We start from the raw sequence: 17,483 nt of genomic DNA, 5'->3' as shown, positions 1-17,483 counted from the left end.
GCCTGGCTTTATTGGCCTACAGCCTCAGTCGCTTTTGAAGCGTAAATCGATTTAAGCGGATAAATCCGCAGCGAACGAAGATTTACCGTTCCGCCCTTTGCATATACTTCCATTCCATGACTGCCCTCAAGCGGGAACAACTGATCCGTTATGACAAGTCCTCCCTCATCCGCAAACACCTCTACGGAAGAGCGGTCTACCCAAAGCTGGAGCTTAATGGCGCCGTCCTCTGCCTTAAGCGAGGCCTCATGCCTGCAGCTGAAATCAGAATGAAAATCTATGATACCTGAGTTCGAACGGTCTATGAACAGCTTACCGCCAGCAACCTCGTAACCGACTACTGTCTCGTGCTTCTCGCCGGCATGTATTTTAAACCCGAATTCTTCCGCCGTATCCAGCTCGAATTCCGCTTCTAATTCGTACAGTCCATCCGTCAAGCCGCTGAGCAGGCTGTTTCCCGGCTCGATCGGCTCATCGTTCCATTCTTGGGTGCCGAGTCTAAGCTGCTCAAGTTCGGCAGCGGCTGTCTGGACAAGGCGTACGCCCTCCGCATCCTGTCTCAGCGATAGGACACGCGGAAGCGTCATTGCGCCGCGCCAATCATCCGTCGGAATTAAATTAGCATATTTCCAATTGTTCATCCAACCGATAAACATCCGTTTCGACTCTAGGTCAGGGGCATCCGACCAGGTCACGCCCGCGTAATTATCGCGTCCATGGTCAAGCCAGAGGACGCTTTCTGCCGGATTGTCGTTCTTGAACGAAACTCCGTCAAACTCGCCGATAAAATATTGCGTACGTGATCCTTCCGGGCAATTCTCCGAATCTCCGATGCTTACGATCATTACCCACTTTTTGGCATCATCCCCGTCTTTCACCGGCAGTGCAAATAAATCCGGACATTCCCATACGCCGTCATGCGAACCATCCTTCCCCCCAAATTCGCTTGCGAACGCCCAGTCCTTTAAGTCAGGCGAGTGGTAAAGGAACAGCCGGTCTCCGGCGGCAAGCACCATAATCCAGCGATTCGTTTCCTCATGCCAGAACACCTTTGGATCTCGGAAATCCGCGCAGCGCTCATCGATGAGTACCGGGTTCCCCTCGTAGGGAATCCAAGTACGCCCATTATCCTTGCTGAAAGCGAGGCTTTGCCGCTGCTTGGACAGATCCGAATCCGGAATCATCTCCGTTTGCGTATATATAGCAACGAGTCCGGCTTTCCCGTCGAAAAAGCCGCTCGAATCATTCCAATCGACAATCGCGCTACCCGAGAAGATTGTCCCGTTATGATCCGGATATAACGCGATCGGAAGATGCTCCCAATGAACCAGATCTTTGCTTACCGCATGGCCCCAATGCATCGGACCCCAAATCGTGCTCTCCGGATGATGCTGGTAAAACAAATGGTATTCCCCTTCGTAATAAACCATCCCGTTCGGATCGTTCAGCCAGTTGGCTGCGGGTGTAAAATGAAACTGCGGACGCAGTGGATTGTCGTAATTAGTCTCCATATGATTCTATTTCCTCCTATCGGTGTATAAGCGGATGCAGGCCGCAGCGGCATGCGCCCCGGCCTGCTTATCCTCTATTTTTATTTTTTAACTTCTTCGTTGTAACGGTCAAGAGCGGTTTGGTAGAGCTCCATCAGCTTGCTAAGTCCCATATCCTCGGCAGTTTTCACATAGCTGTCCCATGCTTTGTCACTCATGCCGTCTACGATAAATTTAGCGCGCTGCGTATTTACGAATTTAATCAGCTCAGGCTCGATTTGATTGATGGTATCCAGCTCTTCCGGCAGGAAGAAAATCGTCGGATAGTTTTCTTTCTCCATGAACGGCTCGTAGTATTGCTCCAAATCCTTCTTCCGCTGCTGAGCGCGCGGCTCCATATCGACAATGGTTTTGAAATGCTCGCTGGTAATGACACCTGCGCCGTTTGGTGCAACCTTCTGGCGGAATTCGCCCATGGAAACGCCATCTTCAAGCGGCAGGTTCACAAGCTTTCCGTTTGCATCCTTCTCATAAATAATGCCGATCGGGCCCCAGTGGATTTGTGCTGCCATGTAAGGCTCATATTGCTGGTCGATCCAACGCATAGTCACTTCCGGGTTCTCGTTATCCTTCGTAATGACAAAGGCGTTTCTGCCCGGTCCTCCGCCATTGCCTCTGCCAATCGTCTTTTTGCCGGTTGGACCGGTAAGCGGCGGCACAAGAGCGTAGTTTGCGGCCTGAGCCGTGCCTACAACCTCTTCGACTTCCCACCATACGTAGGAGCCGAGCGTAGGGTCAGGCGTTTTGCCTTTAGCCAAATATTGCGGCGCATCCTGAGTAAAGGATTCCGGATCGATCAGGCCTTGTTTATACCATTTTTCGTTAAAATATTTCAATGCTTCTTTGTATTCCGGCTGCGTAGCCGTAAACATTACTTTTCCGTCGCGTACGATGCGGTGTTCCAGATTGTCCGGCAGGCCAAAAGCTCCGAATAAGCCGGCTATGTCCATACACCACTGCATATGCATGAAGCTGAGCGGTATTTCATCGGCTTTGCCGTTGCCGTTCGGGTCTTGCGTCTTGAACGCGACCAGCGCTTCCGTATATTCGTCAAGCGTTTCCGGGAATTTCAAGCCCAGCTTGTCGAGCCACTGCTTGTTGATGACGTGGAAAAAAGGGTTTGTGCCCAGCTCGTTTTCTTCCCAGGTCGGAAGTCCGTAAATATGTCCGTTCGGAGCCGTGATTGCAGCCTTGATATCGGGTCTTTCCTCAAGCAGCTTCTTCAGATTCGGAGCGTATTGCTCAATCAGATCTTCCAAAGGAATAATCGTTCCGTCCTCGCCGTACGTAATCAGTTCAAAATCGGAAAATTGCGAAGCGTAAAACGCATCCGGCAGATCCCCGCTCGCAAGCAGCAGGTTTTTCTTCTCCACGTAATCCGTGTCCGGGATGTTATTCCATTCGATATGCACGTTCGTGTCGGTTTCCAAGCGCTTGAAAATTTCCATCTCATTATATTCCGGCGCAAGCGCCGCTTTCGGTGAAACGAGCTGCAATGTAATTTTGTCTTTGACGATAGGCAAGCCTTCCTTATTAAAACTTGCTTCTTCGCCGGCAGCGTTGCCGTTGCCTGTATTCCCTTTATTCGTTTCTTTATTTCCTTCGTTGCTTGAGCATGCAGAAAGCATCATGGCGGTTGTCAAAAGTAAGCTGACTGCAATAGACCCTGTCTTTTTCATTTTTGGTGATCCTCCCTTAGTGGTTGTATCTATTTATTTATCATCAACCGAGTCCGATCCGCGGTAGTACGGAACACGGAGATAATCAAGCGGATAACGGCTGCGCCGTTCTTAGCCCTTGATCGAGCCGATCATAACCCCTTTAACAAAATAACGCTGCAAGAAAGGATACAATATAAGCAAAGGCAAGCTAGCAATAATAATGACGCCGTATTTGATAAGCTCGGTTACCCTAAGCTTCGCGGCATAAGACTCCACGTCGATCATCATGTTCGAGTTAACTTGGTTCTGGACAAGAATATTGCGGAGCACGAGCTGCAGCGGGAATTTCGATTCCTCGTTCAAATAGATCATGGCATCGAAAAAACCGTTCCAGAATCCGACCACATGGTAAAGCACCATAACCGCGATTATCGGTTTAGACAGCGGAAGAACCATACCGAGAAAAAACTTGGTGTTCGAGCAGCCGTCGATAAAAGCAGCCTCTCGCATCTCGTCGGGAATCGTGCTCTGGAAAAAAGTCCGCACGATAATGATGTTAAATACACCCGCAGCGCCTGGCACGACGAGCGCCCAGATCGTATTGATCATGTTTAAATCCTTAATCAGCAGGTAAGTCGGGATGAGACCGCCGCCGAAAAACATCGTGAACATAAAGAACCACATAATCGGACCCCGTCCGATCAGATCCTTCCTGGCTAACGGATACGCAGCCATCAGGGTAATGCTCACGCTGATGGCTGTTCCAACCACCGCATATAACAATGAATTTCCATATCCGATCCAAATCGTCGAATCCGCGAAAATGCGTTCATAACCGTCCAGCGTCAGCCCTTTCGGAAACAGCCATATTTCCCCCGAATAGATCAGGTTGGGATCGCTGAACGAGGCAATGAATACAAAATAAAGCGGATACAAAATGAGCAGCATGCAGATGGTCAGAAGCGAATAATTGATGATGTCAAAAACGACATCGCCTTTCGTTTTGCGTTTAAACAGCGTGTTCATGGCTTTCTCCTCCTTACCACAAGCTTGTTTCCGTCAGCTTTTTGGCTAACCGGTTTACCGTTACTAGAAGCACTACGTTTATGATGGCATTGAACAAGCCAATCGCGGCCGAGAAGCTGTACTGCGCCTTCTGAATACCGAGCTCATAAACATAGGTTGGAATAATGTTCGAGGCTGCGTAATTCAAATCCGTTTGCATCAGATAGGCTTTCTCGAAGCCTACGCTCATCACATTTCCGAGCGCCAGTACCATCAGAATGATAATCGTAGGCAAAATGCCCGGAATATCCACATGCCTGACCCTTTTCCATTTGCTTGCGCCATCCATGACGGCCGCTTCGTGCAGCTCGGGATTAACGCCGGCCAAGGCAGCCAGATAAATAATGGTCGCAAAGCCCGTTTCCTGCCAAATGCCGGAGAGCACATACAATGGCCGGAACCAACCTTCGTTTGCCAAGAACAGAATCGGCTCGCCGCCAAAAAACGTAATGACATGGTTGACGATTCCGCTGTTCGGCGATAGAAACACGCCCAGCATCCCGACTAGCACGACCGTTGAAATAAAATGCGGCGCGTAGATGACCGTTTGGACGAATTTTTTGTACCGCTTTGCCATCATCTGATTAAGCATCAGCGCAACGATAATCGGAATCGGAAAACCGAATATTAACGAATACAAGCTGAGCAAAATCGTATTCTCCATAATCGGCCAAAAATTATAGGCTTCAAAAAAGCGAATAAAATGTTCAAAACCGACCCATTCGCTGCCCCATATTCCTTTGCTTGCCCGAAAATCTTTAAAGGCGATCTGCACGCCGTACATCGGGAAATACTTAAAGATCAGATAGATTAGCACCGCCGGGAGCAAAAACAGGTATAGCTCATAGTTCTGTTTGATTTTCACCCAAGTCCGATTGCCCTGTGCCGTTTTCGTACTCCCCTTTTCTTGTTGAAGAACCTCCGGCTTTGCCGTCATCATTTTCCATTCCACCTTCCACTCTTGCGCAATCGTTTACGTAACCCCCATACAAGTCCCCTGAATTTGACTTTTGCTTCTGTTTTTCGAAATGATTATCACAGAAAAACGTTTACGTAATCGTTTGTCTTGATTATAAGCGCTTTCATTCACAGTCGTCAAGACTATTTTTTCGCGAGTTCCCCGCGCCGTTTTTCGCTCTTATTTCGAGAATAGAAAGCCGGTTTCGGCGGCTGGCGGAAACCGAACTTGCTTCATTGCATTCACCATCAGTCAAGATGCAGATGGCGCGGGAGTAACCATCTCCGGACATCAGCCAGCCAAGCAGCTTAAGCGCGTGTTCAAGCGCCATAGGACCCGAATGAGCGAGCGTCAGAGGCAGCGCATGCGAAAGCTTGAGCTTGCTTCTCATTTTGGCACACGCGCTTACAAGGGAATCCGCTTCCGTATTCCGGCAGTATAGGAACACATCCAAGCCAGAGAGCCAATGGCAATTTGCTTCCAGGCAGGCCGAGATTTCATCCTCTAAAGGACGGCCCCTGGTGATGGCGATATCCGAATAAAGGGTCGTAACCTCTAATTCCGTTTTCATCGATTCGAACGCCTCCGTTCTTGCGCAGTTACTCGTATTGGTGCAGGGAACAGCCGTAATACCCTCCGAATCCAACGGTAATAGCCAAATAAATATCCCCCCTGCGCAGCTTTCCTCTTCGAACCGCATCCGTTACGTTAAGCAAAATATCCGTGTTATGCAGATGACCCGCAGTTCCAAGCGTATCCGCGTAAAATAGCTGGATGGGAAAGCCCAAAACCTTTGCCAGGATACGCCAGGTATCCAGTCCCAGATTCGTGCAAAAAACAAGGCTGAGCTCGGTTACGCCTACCCCTGCTTCACGCATAACTTGATTCACGACTTGACGGACCGACAAATAAAACGTGGAAAAATACATTTTAATCTGCTCAGGGGAGCCATCGTAGGCAATGCCGTCCGCTTTCAGCCCCCCAGCCAGTACCTGCTGCCCTCCTGAGGCGGGCTTCCGGTATAACGCGGCGCTCGCCGCATCACCAAACAACATAAAGGTATCGCTGCGTTCGCGTGCATTCCTCGCTTTATCTGCCGTAACGAACAATATTGCTTCGTCATCCCGGGCCGTACCCGCGAAAAAAGCTTTCGCCAAATGAAGCGATAAATGAAAAGAAGCGCAGCCGTATTCCTCCATTTGCAGGACCGGCGGCGCTTCTGGCACGAATTCCTGCAGAAGCCCGGCAAACAGTTCCTCCGCTTTTATGCCGGAATTCGTAACGCAGAAGAAAAGTATTGCCGCTATCCGCGTACCTTCCTGTCTGGCACGGATCAGAAGCGGTGCGCAAACGCTAACGATCATCTGCTCCAAGCTGTACGACTGCTCCAGCGGCAGCTGCTCGAAGCCGTTTTCTCTGCATTCTTCTGCGTTTTGACGCATGGCGATACCTATCCCGCTTAGCTCATGAATGATCTCTTCAACCCGGATACGGGAATCCGGGATGTAGACGCTGCTGTCCGCTATGGTGAAAATGGGAGCCTTCATCACTTCACGCCTTTTTTTTCATATGCAAAATCTTATATCTTCTCTTGCCTGTACGCATATCGTCATACAAGGAGGTTCCGGGTACACCCATGGTTCCCCATATGGCGTCATCCTTTGCGATCGCTCCATCAAGCGCGGCTATCCGGTTCCCCCTGGCCAAGTCGCTTGCCAGCAAAGCTTGCTCCGAAATATCGCGCGAGCGAACCGTTTCAAAACCGAGCTCTTCCAAATACCGCTCGCCTTCCTCAAATTTCCGCGCATCCAAATCATCGGCATAAACAAACATTCCTCCCGGTTTCAGGATACGGAACACCTCGTCATAAAACAGCCGGATTCGCGGGTAAAGATCAGAGGCTTCTATGTTTAGCACAATATCGAAGCATTCATCCGCGACGGGCAGCTCCTCCGCATCCCCAATGCAGAAATAAGCGTACTCATAGCGGTTGCTTGCATGGCAGAAGGCGATATTCGCCTCGGTCAGATCGATGCCCGCCACACTGCGTGGCTGATAGCTTTTGCAAAGCGACCGTACGTTGCCGCCGCGGCCGCATGCGATTTCCAGAACGTCGCTGCCCTGCACCTTCACTCCGTCCATTATTTCCCGAAGCAGCCGCAGCGATTGCTCGTTTACGCCTTTAGCGGAACATCCGCCCTCAGTCGCCTCCGCATATCCCCAGTTCATAAACGAAGAAAAACGGGAGACTCCGTTCTCCTCTAGTGCCCGATTAAACGACGTGAACATTTCCTTCACGGCTTCCTTCTGCTCCCAGTACTCATCCGATTCCCGGCCTGCTCCGTTTGAAAGCAGACAAGGTATCCCGCCTTCGGCTAACCTGTAGCCTTGCAAGCATACCCCGCAATACAAGGAGAACTCCCTTTTTTCAAGCGTCTGTTTGCATCGGGGGCATGCCCACGCGCTGTCAGCCGGGCGCTTCATTTCATTCATAGCGGACTGCTCCCTTCTGCTTCGGCAGCCTATCTTCGCTGCGATCCAATTCTTTGACCAAATGCATGATTTTGAACAATCGCCTGCCTGCCTTCATATCCTCATGCTTCTGCGTTCCAGGCGCCTCCAGCCACTCCATCGTCCCCTCATCGCTTACGAACGAGCCTCCGAGCGCTTGAATCCGGTTGCCAAGCGACGCTTCGCCGGACTGCAGGACGTTTGCGGTAATATCGCGGTTCATGGTCATCCGGAAACCCAACCTCTTCCAGATTTTCTCATAACGCGGCACATCGGCGGCATTCATGATATCAGCATAGATAAACGTTCCTCCCGGCTTCAATACCCGGTATGCCTCCGCAAAGAAACGATCGATATATGGATAAAGATGGGAGGATTCCACGTTCAGTACGCAGTCGCAGCATTCAGACTGAATCGGCAGCCGTTCTGCATCCCCTACGCAATAATAGGCCTGCTCATAGCGGTTGTTTCTGTGGCAGAAATCAATATTGGACGGCGCAAGATCGATGCCGACAGCGCTGCCCGCGCCGTAGTTTTTGCAAAGCTCGTTAATATTGCCTCCCCTGCCGCAGCCGATTTCCACGATATCCTTACCCGAAACATCCGCTCCTCCGATAATTTCATGCAGTAAACGGATAAAGCTGCCGTTTACGACCTGGAACCCCGCCCGCTCCTCTTCCAGGGAAGCGTAACCCCAGTTGATAAACGTTGAAAAACGGGATAGACCCTTCGTCTCCAGCGAGCGGTTTATTGAGTCAAATACCTCCCGCACGGCTTCCTTATGTGCTGCTCCTTGCGCCTCATCCTCCGCCAGCATAATCGCGATTCCTTCTTCCTGCTTATAACGGAAGCCGCATGGCTTGCAGACCAGATCGCTGCCCTCCGCGCACAGCGACTGCTTGCAAATGACGCATCCAAGCCTAATTCCGGTTAACGGCCACGACGGTATCAAATGATCTGCTCCCTTCTTTTTTTAGCCGCTTGCGCTGCTGTAATTTTTAATCGCTTTATTCCAAACGAGACGAACCGCAGCCAGCAGCAGTATGGGAGCAGCCGCTCCCCAAAGCATTAGCCCTTTATCCAATTGTCCCATCACGGTCATCGGAGCAAAATTCGTAATGACGAGAAAGGGAAGAACATAAACGCCAATCCGCTGGATCAGACGGGAATAAATCGGCATCGGCATATTGTTCGCATCCCAAATCGCATAAAAAATGCCGGCCAGCCCTCCCGTATTGACAAACCAAAAGGACAGCAGCGCCGGGATAATCATCAAGCCGTACGTAATCATCAGCGCCGCTGCGAGATACAGAGCAAATACGCATAGATTGTAAAATGTTACGGGTATGCCGAGCGCGTTCCAGCCGATGGCTACCATCGTAATGCCGGCAGCGAGATTCGGAATCGGCATTCCCAGATCGATATAGCGGAGGGATACCATAAATTGCAGGGAAATCGGCTTGACCAGCAGCAGATCAAGCTCCCCCGTCCTCACATAGTCGGGAATGCGGACAAAATTCGTAAAGAACAGCCCTGCATACAGACCCGTCATGATCGTATAGGTGCCAACAAACATCAAAATACCGTCAGGCGTGATATCGCCGATGTGCAGGTCCGTCTTATAGACGACAATAACGTACAAGAGTTTAGAGAACAGATAGGCGATTTCTACCGCAATGCCAAGCACAAAGTTCGTTCGGTATTCCATTTGTGCAATGAAGCAATTTTTAATAAAACGCAAATAAATGATGAAATAGCTTTTGAGCGTGCTAAGCCATGCCTTCAACATTTAGCCTCCCAAGCCAAGATACTTTTTCAAACCGATTCGCCAGACCGCCTTCGACACAATCAGCATCATGACAATCCAGAAACCCTGCATTAGCAATCCGTTCATGATTTCATGAAGCGCCAGCTTGCCATTGATGACATTTGCCGGAAAATAGATCGTGTATTTGAATGGTAAATAGCTCAGTATCGCATTCATCGTAGAGCCAAACACCTCGATTGGAAATACGCCCCCGCTCAGAATAATGACAAACAAACCCGTCATTTCAAAAAAATAAGAAATTTCGGAAAGCCAGAAGGCAATAGCGGCGATCGTGTACGAGATAAGGAAACCGAGAATGAGAGACAAGCCTATAGCCGCTACAAAGCAAATCAAGTTCGCAAGCGGAATCCGAACATCATACAAGCCGGTAAAATACAGCAGCGTCATAAACAAAATAACGAGCATCGTGCCTAGAAAAAACATCTTTTGCCCAAGCATGGAAAACAGCTTAAGTCCGAAATAGTTGGCAGGCTGCACCAGATGTTTGTTCAGCGCGCCGTCCTTAATATCGGATGCGATCACATGATCCATATTCGTCGATACGATTTTGGTCACGATGGCCGCCACGATCGTATACAAAATCATTTCCCCGTAGGTGTAGCCAAAAAACTCCCCCGTCTCCGATTGCCCATAGACTGCTGTCCAAATATAGTATTGGATCAGAATGGGAAAAAAGGCGCTGACTAAGGTTAAGGCAAAATCAAGCCGGTATTCCAGCGATGCTTGCACGCCCAGCTTGAACACGCGCGTATACTTCAAATAAGTGCTCATTCGGACAGCTTCCTGTCATAGAGCGATACAATCACTTCTTCGATCGGCCGTTCTTCGATGGTAATGTCCTCCACGGGCAAAATCGTGAGAAGCTCTTTAGAGACCGGGTTAATCTTCTCCTTGGCAATTTCGAGCGTCGCCTGATAACCGTCCGTTTGCCGGACTTCGCCGAACGGTTCGAGTCTCTCCGGTTCCACGAAGGAATGGAATTTCAGCTTTACGATCTTGGTACCGTCCGCCGCGTCCTGCACCTGCTTCAAATTGCCGTCGAAAGCAAGCCTGCCGTCGTTGATGATGATCGTTCTTTTGCATAAATCCTCGATGTCCTTCATATAGTGGCTCGTCAAAATAATCGTTGTTTGGTGATGCTCATTGTAATAAGCAAGAAACTCCCTTACCCGCTTCTGCGTCACGACATCGAGCCCGATCGTAGGCTCGTCAAGGAAAAGGAGCTCCGGCTTGTGGATAAGCGCCGCGATCAGCTCCATCTTCATCCTCTCGCCGAGCGACAGCCGCCTGACCTGCACATTAAGCACATGCTTCACGTCAAGCAGCTCGACCAGCTCGTCAAGCGTACGCCGGTAGGCCTGCTCCTCCACCTGATAAATATAACGGTTCAGCAGAATCGATTCGGCGGCTGGCAGGTCGGCCCAAAGCTGGCTTTTCTGACCCATCACGATGGCAAAGCGTTTTTTGAAGTCTTTTTTTCTCTCGTAGGGTTTGTAGCCAAGTACGGAAAGGTTGCCGCCCGTTGGATGCAAAATGCCGGAGAGCATCTTTAGCGTCGTCGTTTTTCCCGCCCCGTTCGGCCCGAGAAAAGCCACGATCTCCCCCTTGGCGATAGAGAAGGAGATGTCTTTCACCGCGTGCTTTGTTAGAGATTTGCGATAAAAGAGGTTTTTGAGGGAGTGCATGACCCCAACCTCTTTCGTGTAGTAAGTAAAGCTTTTTGCTAATTGCTCGACCTTGATTGCTTCCAAAATTCCATCTCCCCCAATCCTCAGCAGTTAGAATTACCGACCGTAATGATACAGCAGCCCGCAGCGCGAGCAGACCGGCATTAAACCGCAGGATAACAGCTCTCTGTGCTTGCCGTAATTTTCCCCGTGCCAGATCTCCTTCACCGGCGCTTCGGAGATATTCCCTACGGCGAGCTCCGGAAAGAACTTGCATGGCGTGACATTTCCGCTCGGCAGCACGTCCATCCTCGTGGATATGGCCAGGCATTCCTTCTTCTTCATGCCCGTCCTCTGGATGCCCCGGACAAAATCACTGATTTCATCCTGCTCGAGGGCAGGCATAAACCGGATTCGGCTGCTCCAGGTATGCTCCGAAATGCGCCGTACCTCGTCCTTCAGCGACTCGATGTTCTCCGGCGAAATATGATAGGTGAAGGAGTGCCAGCTGCAGTGCTGCGGCTCGACCGGCTGAAGCCAGCTGAACTCCCTCACGTACAATTCATCCATATCTGCCGCAGATTCAGGGGAGATGTACCAGGGATAAACAAAGTAGACCGAATCGACCCCCATCTCCTCGAAATGCTTCATAAAGGAGAACAGCTTCGGAATCATTGCATCGTTCATGGTCAGGCTGATGGACACTTTCCCCTTAAAAATGCCTTGTTTCTGCAGCTCCAGCAGCCTCTCGACCGCTTGAACCACCTTACTATAGGTACCTTTGCCCCGGATCGCATCATTTTCCTCTTCAAAGCCCTCCAAGCTGACAAGGACAACGAGGCCTTCTCCGATCTTAAGCAGCGAATCAAGCTGCTGCTCGAGCAAAATAGCGTTCGTGCATATCGTAACCGTCCGCTGGTCCTTCTCCAGCAGCTCCGCCAGCTGCGGAAATTTGCTGTAATAGAGCGGCTCTCCTCCCCATAAGTAAAGCTTGGACTTTTTCTCCCGGGTAAACTCGAGCAGTTTTTCGATGAGCGGGATATCAATCTCTTTCTTTTGGTCTTCCTTAGCCATCGCCCAGTGAAAACCGTCCTCGTTCCATTCGTAGCAATGCTTGCAGCGCAGGTTGCAGCCGTTGTTCAGCTTTATTCCGATATCCTCGGGAATCTCCATCGCATAGCGGCTGTTGCCTTCCCGCAGACGGCTGGCACGGGACATGTTCATAATCGTTCGTTTCAAGTCATTAAAAACCCGCTCATCAAAGGTTTTGGTCGTTTTGGGCTGCATCGTATTCCCCTCCATAATCGATCAATTGGTCTCTTGCCCGCATAAGGTTCTCATGCAAACGAACGAGCGTATCCATCGCATAATGTTCCGCTTTCCAGTCCTCGTACCTTATCCCAAAGCCCTGCTTAATCCAGTAGCTTGCGTTGCTCGCCTCATGCTTCGCAAACGGTTCCAAAAAGACGAAGGGCGTCGCGGCAGCCATGGATTCCATCAAGGAATAGCCTCCCGGCTTGCTTATGATCGCGGCAGAGCGGAGAATCACGTCAAACAGCGGCGGATAATGCTCGTGATTGACGTATTGCGGCGCTTTCCCTGTCTCGATCCTCGCAAGCGGCGGAAATTGCATGCGACCTGATTCATCCATTACCCACGGGCTCCATGCGGGATCGTTCCGGTAATATTGAATGAGCTCATGGGGCTTCATGTCTTCGTCGTAATACGCAAGGACATTCAGCCGTTTGCCCGCCTGCAGCAGCTCCTGCGCGGCCGACTGATACGTGCCGATTCCCCAACCTCCCCCATGAACGATATACCGCTCCTCCCGTTGATGGAGCGCCGCGGGCGTGCCGTCCGTCATCGCGATCCTTCTTGTCATGGGCTCGTCTTCCCGGCCGTAAAACCAAGTGTGCTTGAAGGATTCATCACACTCCCGGTACACCGAATAAGAAGGCGTCTCGGCAGCATCCAAGTGCAGAAATTCAATGTGGAGCCGCAGCTCTTTCGACCTGCGTCGATACAGCTCGATAACCGGCAGCCAAAAACCGGTCGCCGCGATGAAATGGGTTCTCCCCTCCTGTTTCCATTTCGATAGCAGCAAATCAACTTTCACGGAATCGAGACAATCGGAAATATCACGTGCTAACTCCGCTCCCTTTCTGGCTACGGCAAAGCTGTCATGGAAAGCTTTTTTGTAGGCAGGCACCTTCTGTTTAATCCGGTCCAGATACAGATCCTCCAGCACGTTGACCTCGGAGGGGATGCCTCTGCAGATCAACTGGCGGCTTAGCTGCATGACCGGCACATAAACGCCAAGCGAGTTGCCTGACCCGAGGAGGGTAACCGTCCGATAAGCTAAATTAGCTATGCCATTTCCCCCCTTTCCTCTCGAAAATAAGCCTCAAACGATCCAAATAACGTTCTCTCTCCATGTCGTCATCGGAGACGATACTCATATAAAGCCTGCCTTTGTAATAGCTTCCGCTCTCCGGCGTTGCTTCGCGATCCGGCGCTGGCGCATTAGCGAGCAGGGCGGCCGAAGAGAGCGGTACAATTCCGTTGCCCATCTGATTCGGATATAAAATGTCCTGCCGCTTCAGCTCGTTCAACCATCCTTCGTAATCAACCCGCTCGCGAAAGCCTACCGAACGGAAGGTTAACAAGCCTTTTTTTCCATTTCTGCCGAGCACTTGGTCCAAATGGTGATTAATAAAACCCATCGACTGCCTTGCATTAATTTCGACGATCGGCTCCAGCGTCCCGTCCCGCAATGTCATGGAATCGATGCATACCGGCCCGAAGTAACCGTCTCGGTACAGACTCCACGCCGCCTGCTCCATGATATCGAAATACCCGTTCTTCTCCAGCGTATTCTGCTCTTCTTTCTCCATCGATACTGAGCCTAAATAAGCAAATTGCCTATTCAGTATTTTCTGCAGACTGACAAGCCGGAAGGCGCCGCCCTGCATGATTTCGAACTGGCAGGAGAAATCTCTCTCCACCTCCAGGTAAGGCTCCAGGGCAAATGCGACGCTGCGGCCATTCTCTTCCTGCTTGCGGATGTAGGCAGCCGTTCGTTCCAAGGCCGTCTTCGATTGAATCAGCATATTGCCTTTTCCGGAAACGCCATAAGGATCCTTAATAAGCGTTGATCCATGCTTTTCTAGCAGCTCCAGCCCAAAAACCGATAGCTCTTCGGCTGAATAAACGGGCTTTCCCCGGGTCTCGCCAAGCAGCTTCTCCGATAATTGCGTCGAATAGATTTTTGAATTGACGCTTTTCACTGCCTCCAAGGAAGGCAGCTCGCTCTTATACCCGTATTTGGCTGCAGCCGCATGGGTATAAGGCACGATCGAGAAAGGCGACAAATACCGGTAAGCCGCGTAGTTCTCATCCCGGTCTTCACTGACCGCCAGCGTTTTAAAAAGATTCGGTTCGGCATCCTTCCCATTCAAGTTGAAATGCATGAAAGTGAAGCCGATTTGGCTTAAATAAGCCTTGTGGGACTCTTCCATAGCAAATCGGGTCAATAGTGCATCTCCGCTGCCGCATAACGGAAACAAGAGCTCATCCATCGCGAGGACGATTCGCTCGTTTTCCCTATCCCGAAGGGCGGGCAAACGCGCCAAAGACTCGTCTCTCCAATACGATTCCGCGTCGAAGGTACCGGCAAACAATATGTTAGCCAACCTTTTTCTCCATGCCTTGCAGGAAAGACATAAAGCTTTCAATGGAAAGCAGGCAGCTGTAATCCAAATCCTCGTATACGATTTCAACGTTAAACCGATCCTCGACCTCGAGAATGAAATTGATCATTTGCAGGGAATCCAGCCCGACCTCATTGATCAAATCGCTAGCGGGAGTAAGAGTGATGCCCAGCGCATTATCCTCTTTAATTTTTACAATAATTTCTTTTATATCATTAAACATATTCACAATTCCTTTCTAATTATAATTACTTTCACATATAAAGTTATTTTAGTATATAATTAGCATTAAAAAATTAAAGGAGTGACCTTATGAACAAACATTATTTATTTATTTCTGCACATTTAGATGATGCCGTGATTTCATGCGGCGACTATATCCATGAGCTTATTCAAAATCATAATCGGGTAACTATTGCGACTGTCTTCACGGGAATGGGTACGGAATTGTCGATGCTGGCCAGAATCCTGCACAAAAAATTCGGACTCGGAACGGAAACAATGGATATTCGTAAGCAGGAGGATATTCATGCTGCGGAAGCAATCGGCGCCAGCGTCCTTCATCTTGGCGTTCTGGAATGCATTTATCGGAAAAAGCAAGACGGCAGCCCGATTTACGGTAAGCTGCAGGATCTCTTCGAGACAGACTGGAGGAATGAAGCCGAGGTGATGGAAGAGATTGTAACTGTATTTTTGAAGCAGATACCAATCGATAACTATGACGGCGTATATGTGCCGCTTGGAATCGGACGGCATGTCGACCACTGCCTGGTACGGGCGTCTGCCGAACAATTTCGGCTCAGGACTGCCGATCGCTCACGAATTCCTTTCTTTTACTACGAAGACCTGCCTTATCTATCCTTTCACAAGGACTTGAGCTGGGAATGCGATCTTGCCGAAGGGCTGTATGCCAAATGGATAACACTGCGGCGCTGCAATCTAAAAGCCAAAATAAACGCCGTTACGAAGTACCGCTCCCAATTGCGCCTGCTTTGGCGGTCGAAATACCACATGCTCAAACAAATGGCGGGACACGCAAACTCTGCGTATGCGGATCATAAGGCCGTACGGTCTAAAAGCAAGGACTACCGGTTCAAGGTGTATGCCGCTAATGCTAAAGATTTCGTTCCTCTGGGCGAGGACGTGACGTAAGCGGCGCGAACGCTTCCCTTTCAATCGTTTCGGCCAGCTTCGCTACCGTTAATCCGTTATGGTCGATGTGGCCCAGCAGCTCATCCGGCAAGGAAATGCCGTAATGCGTCTCCAACTGTACGATCAATTCAACGATCTGAACCGATTCCAGCATTAGCCACACTTCGCGCAGCGGCGTTTCGGCATGGATTTCAGCCGATTCCGGCAAGCCATTCGCCTTTTGCCCGATCAACTCGATCATTTCCTTCACGATGGTTAGCTTACTCATGCTTCACGCTCCTTCTATTTATCCGTTCGTGAACTAGCGTAACACCAGCTTGGATAATAAGATTTCAATTATCTCAGTTTCATTCTTTATAATTTTTCTTACATTCGTTATCATTTTGTCGATAATTGACGAATCATTCGTTAACGTATATTTGATCAACAGGTTTCTGCAAAGCAGCGCATCATTTTCTACATCCCTATAGCGCTCATACAAGCCTGTTCCGCTCTCCACATAGCCGTTCCGCTCCAAAAATATTAGACGGCGCAGCATAAGCGCCTTGTGATCGCAGATCACATGGAACGGCCTGTAATCTGCCTCCATCTCCTTGCGATTGATTTTGACTAAATCCTCGATCAGCTTGTCATATACCTCCAGTCCAAAAACGCAGGGCCGGGTACGGTAAGTCATTTCCCTCATTTTCTCAAAGCTGTTTGTCCCCGACAAAAAGCCCTCCAGCTGTTCAATTACATTCGCTAACCGAAATTCGTAGCCTAGCGAGTCATTATAGCTAATTAAAGACAAGCCTCCCTTTCCGAGATACAGCCAATCATCTCCGCCTTGTATGGCATGGTATGCTTTTTCCATCTGAGTGAAAGCAACCTCCGCGAACGAATATTTGCCCGTGAACGTAAAATCGGCGACATGAAACACTTGGCGCTCAAGGTCATAGCCGTAGATGAACAAGTCATGAGGCAAACGGTCATGTCCCTGCAAAAAATAAGCCTGATCGAATACGCCGTAAATATAGTTGTTCATATTAATGCTGTCTACGAAAAAAGAACAAATGTCAGCATTAAAATAGCTTACGGTTTCCCGCTTCAAGTGCTGATGAAACAGCCACGGGCAAAACTCGAAGGTCGGCGTACGGTAGAAGTCCACATAGGAGCTGCCAAAGTTCGAAGTAAGCTGGAGCTGGATGAAATGGCTCATGATCCACGGCTCCGCTTCCGGATAATTGTCTAATACCGCGAACGCATTCGCCTGCCATTGCCATGACGTGACGAGCGGATACTGCATCGGTAAAATTTTCGAATTCATGTTCACCCTCCTTTATTCGTCCGTTGCCTGCGAAGAAGCGGCATGCCGCCCCTTCGCAGGCATAATGGACTCTAT

Annotated in this window: 18 protein-coding genes; 1 reads left to right on the top strand and 17 read right to left on the bottom strand. The window is 49.9% G+C overall.

The window, feature by feature from the left end:
• Positions 1-8: 8 nt before the first annotated feature.
• From ACN6MW_RS25405 to ACN6MW_RS25335, 15 genes are all read right to left on the bottom strand, one after another.
• Positions 9-1,511 (bottom strand): glycoside hydrolase family 32 protein, encoded by a 1,503-nt coding sequence (locus ACN6MW_RS25405; RefSeq protein ID WP_419872641.1) that lies wholly within the window; start codon positions 1,509-1,511, stop codon positions 9-11.
• An 80-nt stretch (positions 1,512-1,591) separates the two neighbouring features.
• A complete protein-coding gene (locus tag ACN6MW_RS25400; RefSeq protein ID WP_419872640.1) occupies positions 1,592-3,229 on the bottom strand; it encodes an ABC transporter substrate-binding protein in 1,638 nt (545 codons plus the stop codon).
• 111 nt (positions 3,230-3,340) lie between these two features.
• Positions 3,341-4,237 (bottom strand): carbohydrate ABC transporter permease, encoded by an 897-nt coding sequence (locus ACN6MW_RS25395; protein WP_419872639.1) that lies wholly within the window; start codon positions 4,235-4,237, stop codon positions 3,341-3,343.
• A 13-nt stretch (positions 4,238-4,250) separates the two neighbouring features.
• Entirely contained in the window at positions 4,251-5,213 is a 963-nt protein-coding gene (locus ACN6MW_RS25390; RefSeq protein WP_419876443.1) for an ABC transporter permease, read from the bottom strand.
• Between the two features lie 145 nt (positions 5,214-5,358).
• Positions 5,359-5,805 (bottom strand): hypothetical protein, encoded by a 447-nt coding sequence (locus tag ACN6MW_RS25385; protein ID WP_419872638.1) that lies wholly within the window; start codon positions 5,803-5,805, stop codon positions 5,359-5,361.
• Between the two features lie 28 nt (positions 5,806-5,833).
• Positions 5,834-6,781 carry a 3-oxoacyl-[acyl-carrier-protein] synthase III C-terminal domain-containing protein gene (locus tag ACN6MW_RS25380; RefSeq protein WP_419872637.1) on the bottom strand — a complete coding sequence of 316 codons (948 nt, stop codon included), beginning with the start codon at positions 6,779-6,781 and terminating at the stop codon, positions 5,834-5,836.
• Between the two features lie 4 nt (positions 6,782-6,785).
• Positions 6,786-7,727 carry a methyltransferase domain-containing protein gene (locus tag ACN6MW_RS25375; protein ID WP_419872636.1) on the bottom strand — a complete coding sequence of 314 codons (942 nt, stop codon included), beginning with the start codon at positions 7,725-7,727 and terminating at the stop codon, positions 6,786-6,788.
• Entirely contained in the window at positions 7,720-8,697 is a 978-nt protein-coding gene (locus tag ACN6MW_RS25370) for a methyltransferase domain-containing protein (RefSeq protein ID WP_419872635.1), read from the bottom strand. Before ACN6MW_RS25370 ends, ACN6MW_RS25375 begins: the two co-directional genes overlap by 8 nt.
• A gap of 21 nt (positions 8,698-8,718) precedes the next feature.
• Entirely contained in the window at positions 8,719-9,534 is an 816-nt protein-coding gene (locus tag ACN6MW_RS25365) for an ABC transporter permease (RefSeq protein ID WP_419872634.1), read from the bottom strand.
• Positions 9,535-10,344 carry an ABC transporter permease gene (locus ACN6MW_RS25360; protein ID WP_419872633.1) on the bottom strand — a complete coding sequence of 270 codons (810 nt, stop codon included), beginning with the start codon at positions 10,342-10,344 and terminating at the stop codon, positions 9,535-9,537. It lies immediately after the preceding gene.
• On the bottom strand, positions 10,341-11,324 hold the full coding sequence (locus ACN6MW_RS25355; protein WP_419872632.1) for an ABC transporter ATP-binding protein: 984 nt from the start codon (positions 11,322-11,324) through the stop codon (positions 10,341-10,343). The genes ACN6MW_RS25360 and ACN6MW_RS25355 overlap by 4 nt, the downstream gene beginning before the upstream one ends.
• A 33-nt stretch (positions 11,325-11,357) precedes the next feature.
• A complete protein-coding gene (locus ACN6MW_RS25350; protein WP_419872631.1) occupies positions 11,358-12,527 on the bottom strand; it encodes a radical SAM protein in 1,170 nt (389 codons plus the stop codon).
• Complete coding sequence (locus ACN6MW_RS25345) at positions 12,499-13,539, bottom strand: hypothetical protein (protein WP_419872630.1); 1,041 nt, start codon at positions 13,537-13,539, stop codon at positions 12,499-12,501. Before ACN6MW_RS25345 ends, ACN6MW_RS25350 begins: the two co-directional genes overlap by 29 nt.
• A gap of 64 nt (positions 13,540-13,603) precedes the next feature.
• Positions 13,604-14,932 carry a hypothetical protein gene (locus ACN6MW_RS25340; RefSeq protein ID WP_419872629.1) on the bottom strand — a complete coding sequence of 443 codons (1,329 nt, stop codon included), beginning with the start codon at positions 14,930-14,932 and terminating at the stop codon, positions 13,604-13,606.
• Positions 14,925-15,173, bottom strand: coding sequence for an acyl carrier protein (locus ACN6MW_RS25335; RefSeq protein ID WP_419872628.1), 249 nt, complete (start codon positions 15,171-15,173; stop codon positions 14,925-14,927). The genes ACN6MW_RS25340 and ACN6MW_RS25335 overlap by 8 nt, the downstream gene beginning before the upstream one ends.
• A gap of 89 nt (positions 15,174-15,262) precedes the next feature.
• Between ACN6MW_RS25335 and ACN6MW_RS25330 the strand changes: the two genes are divergently transcribed.
• Complete coding sequence (locus tag ACN6MW_RS25330) at positions 15,263-16,102, top strand: PIG-L deacetylase family protein (protein ID WP_419872627.1); 840 nt, start codon at positions 15,263-15,265, stop codon at positions 16,100-16,102.
• On the opposite strand, the gene ACN6MW_RS25325 is transcribed toward ACN6MW_RS25330, so the two are convergent.
• A complete protein-coding gene (locus ACN6MW_RS25325) occupies positions 16,065-16,370 on the bottom strand; it encodes an acyl carrier protein (protein WP_419872626.1) in 306 nt (101 codons plus the stop codon). The two genes, ACN6MW_RS25330 and ACN6MW_RS25325, sit on opposite strands and share 38 nt — an antisense overlap.
• A 33-nt stretch (positions 16,371-16,403) precedes the next feature.
• Positions 16,404-17,408: a hypothetical protein gene (locus ACN6MW_RS25320; protein ID WP_419872625.1), complete on the bottom strand. Its 1,005-nt coding sequence runs from the start codon at positions 17,406-17,408 to the stop codon at positions 16,404-16,406.
• Positions 17,409-17,483: the final 75 nt, after the last annotated feature.

It is taken from the genome of Pristimantibacillus sp. PTI5, from assembly GCF_048572955.1.
Lineage (GTDB): Bacteria > Bacillota > Bacilli > Paenibacillales > Paenibacillaceae > Pristimantibacillus.
Note: the sequence above shows the minus strand (reverse complement) of the source record. Positions and strands in the feature narration are given on the sequence as shown.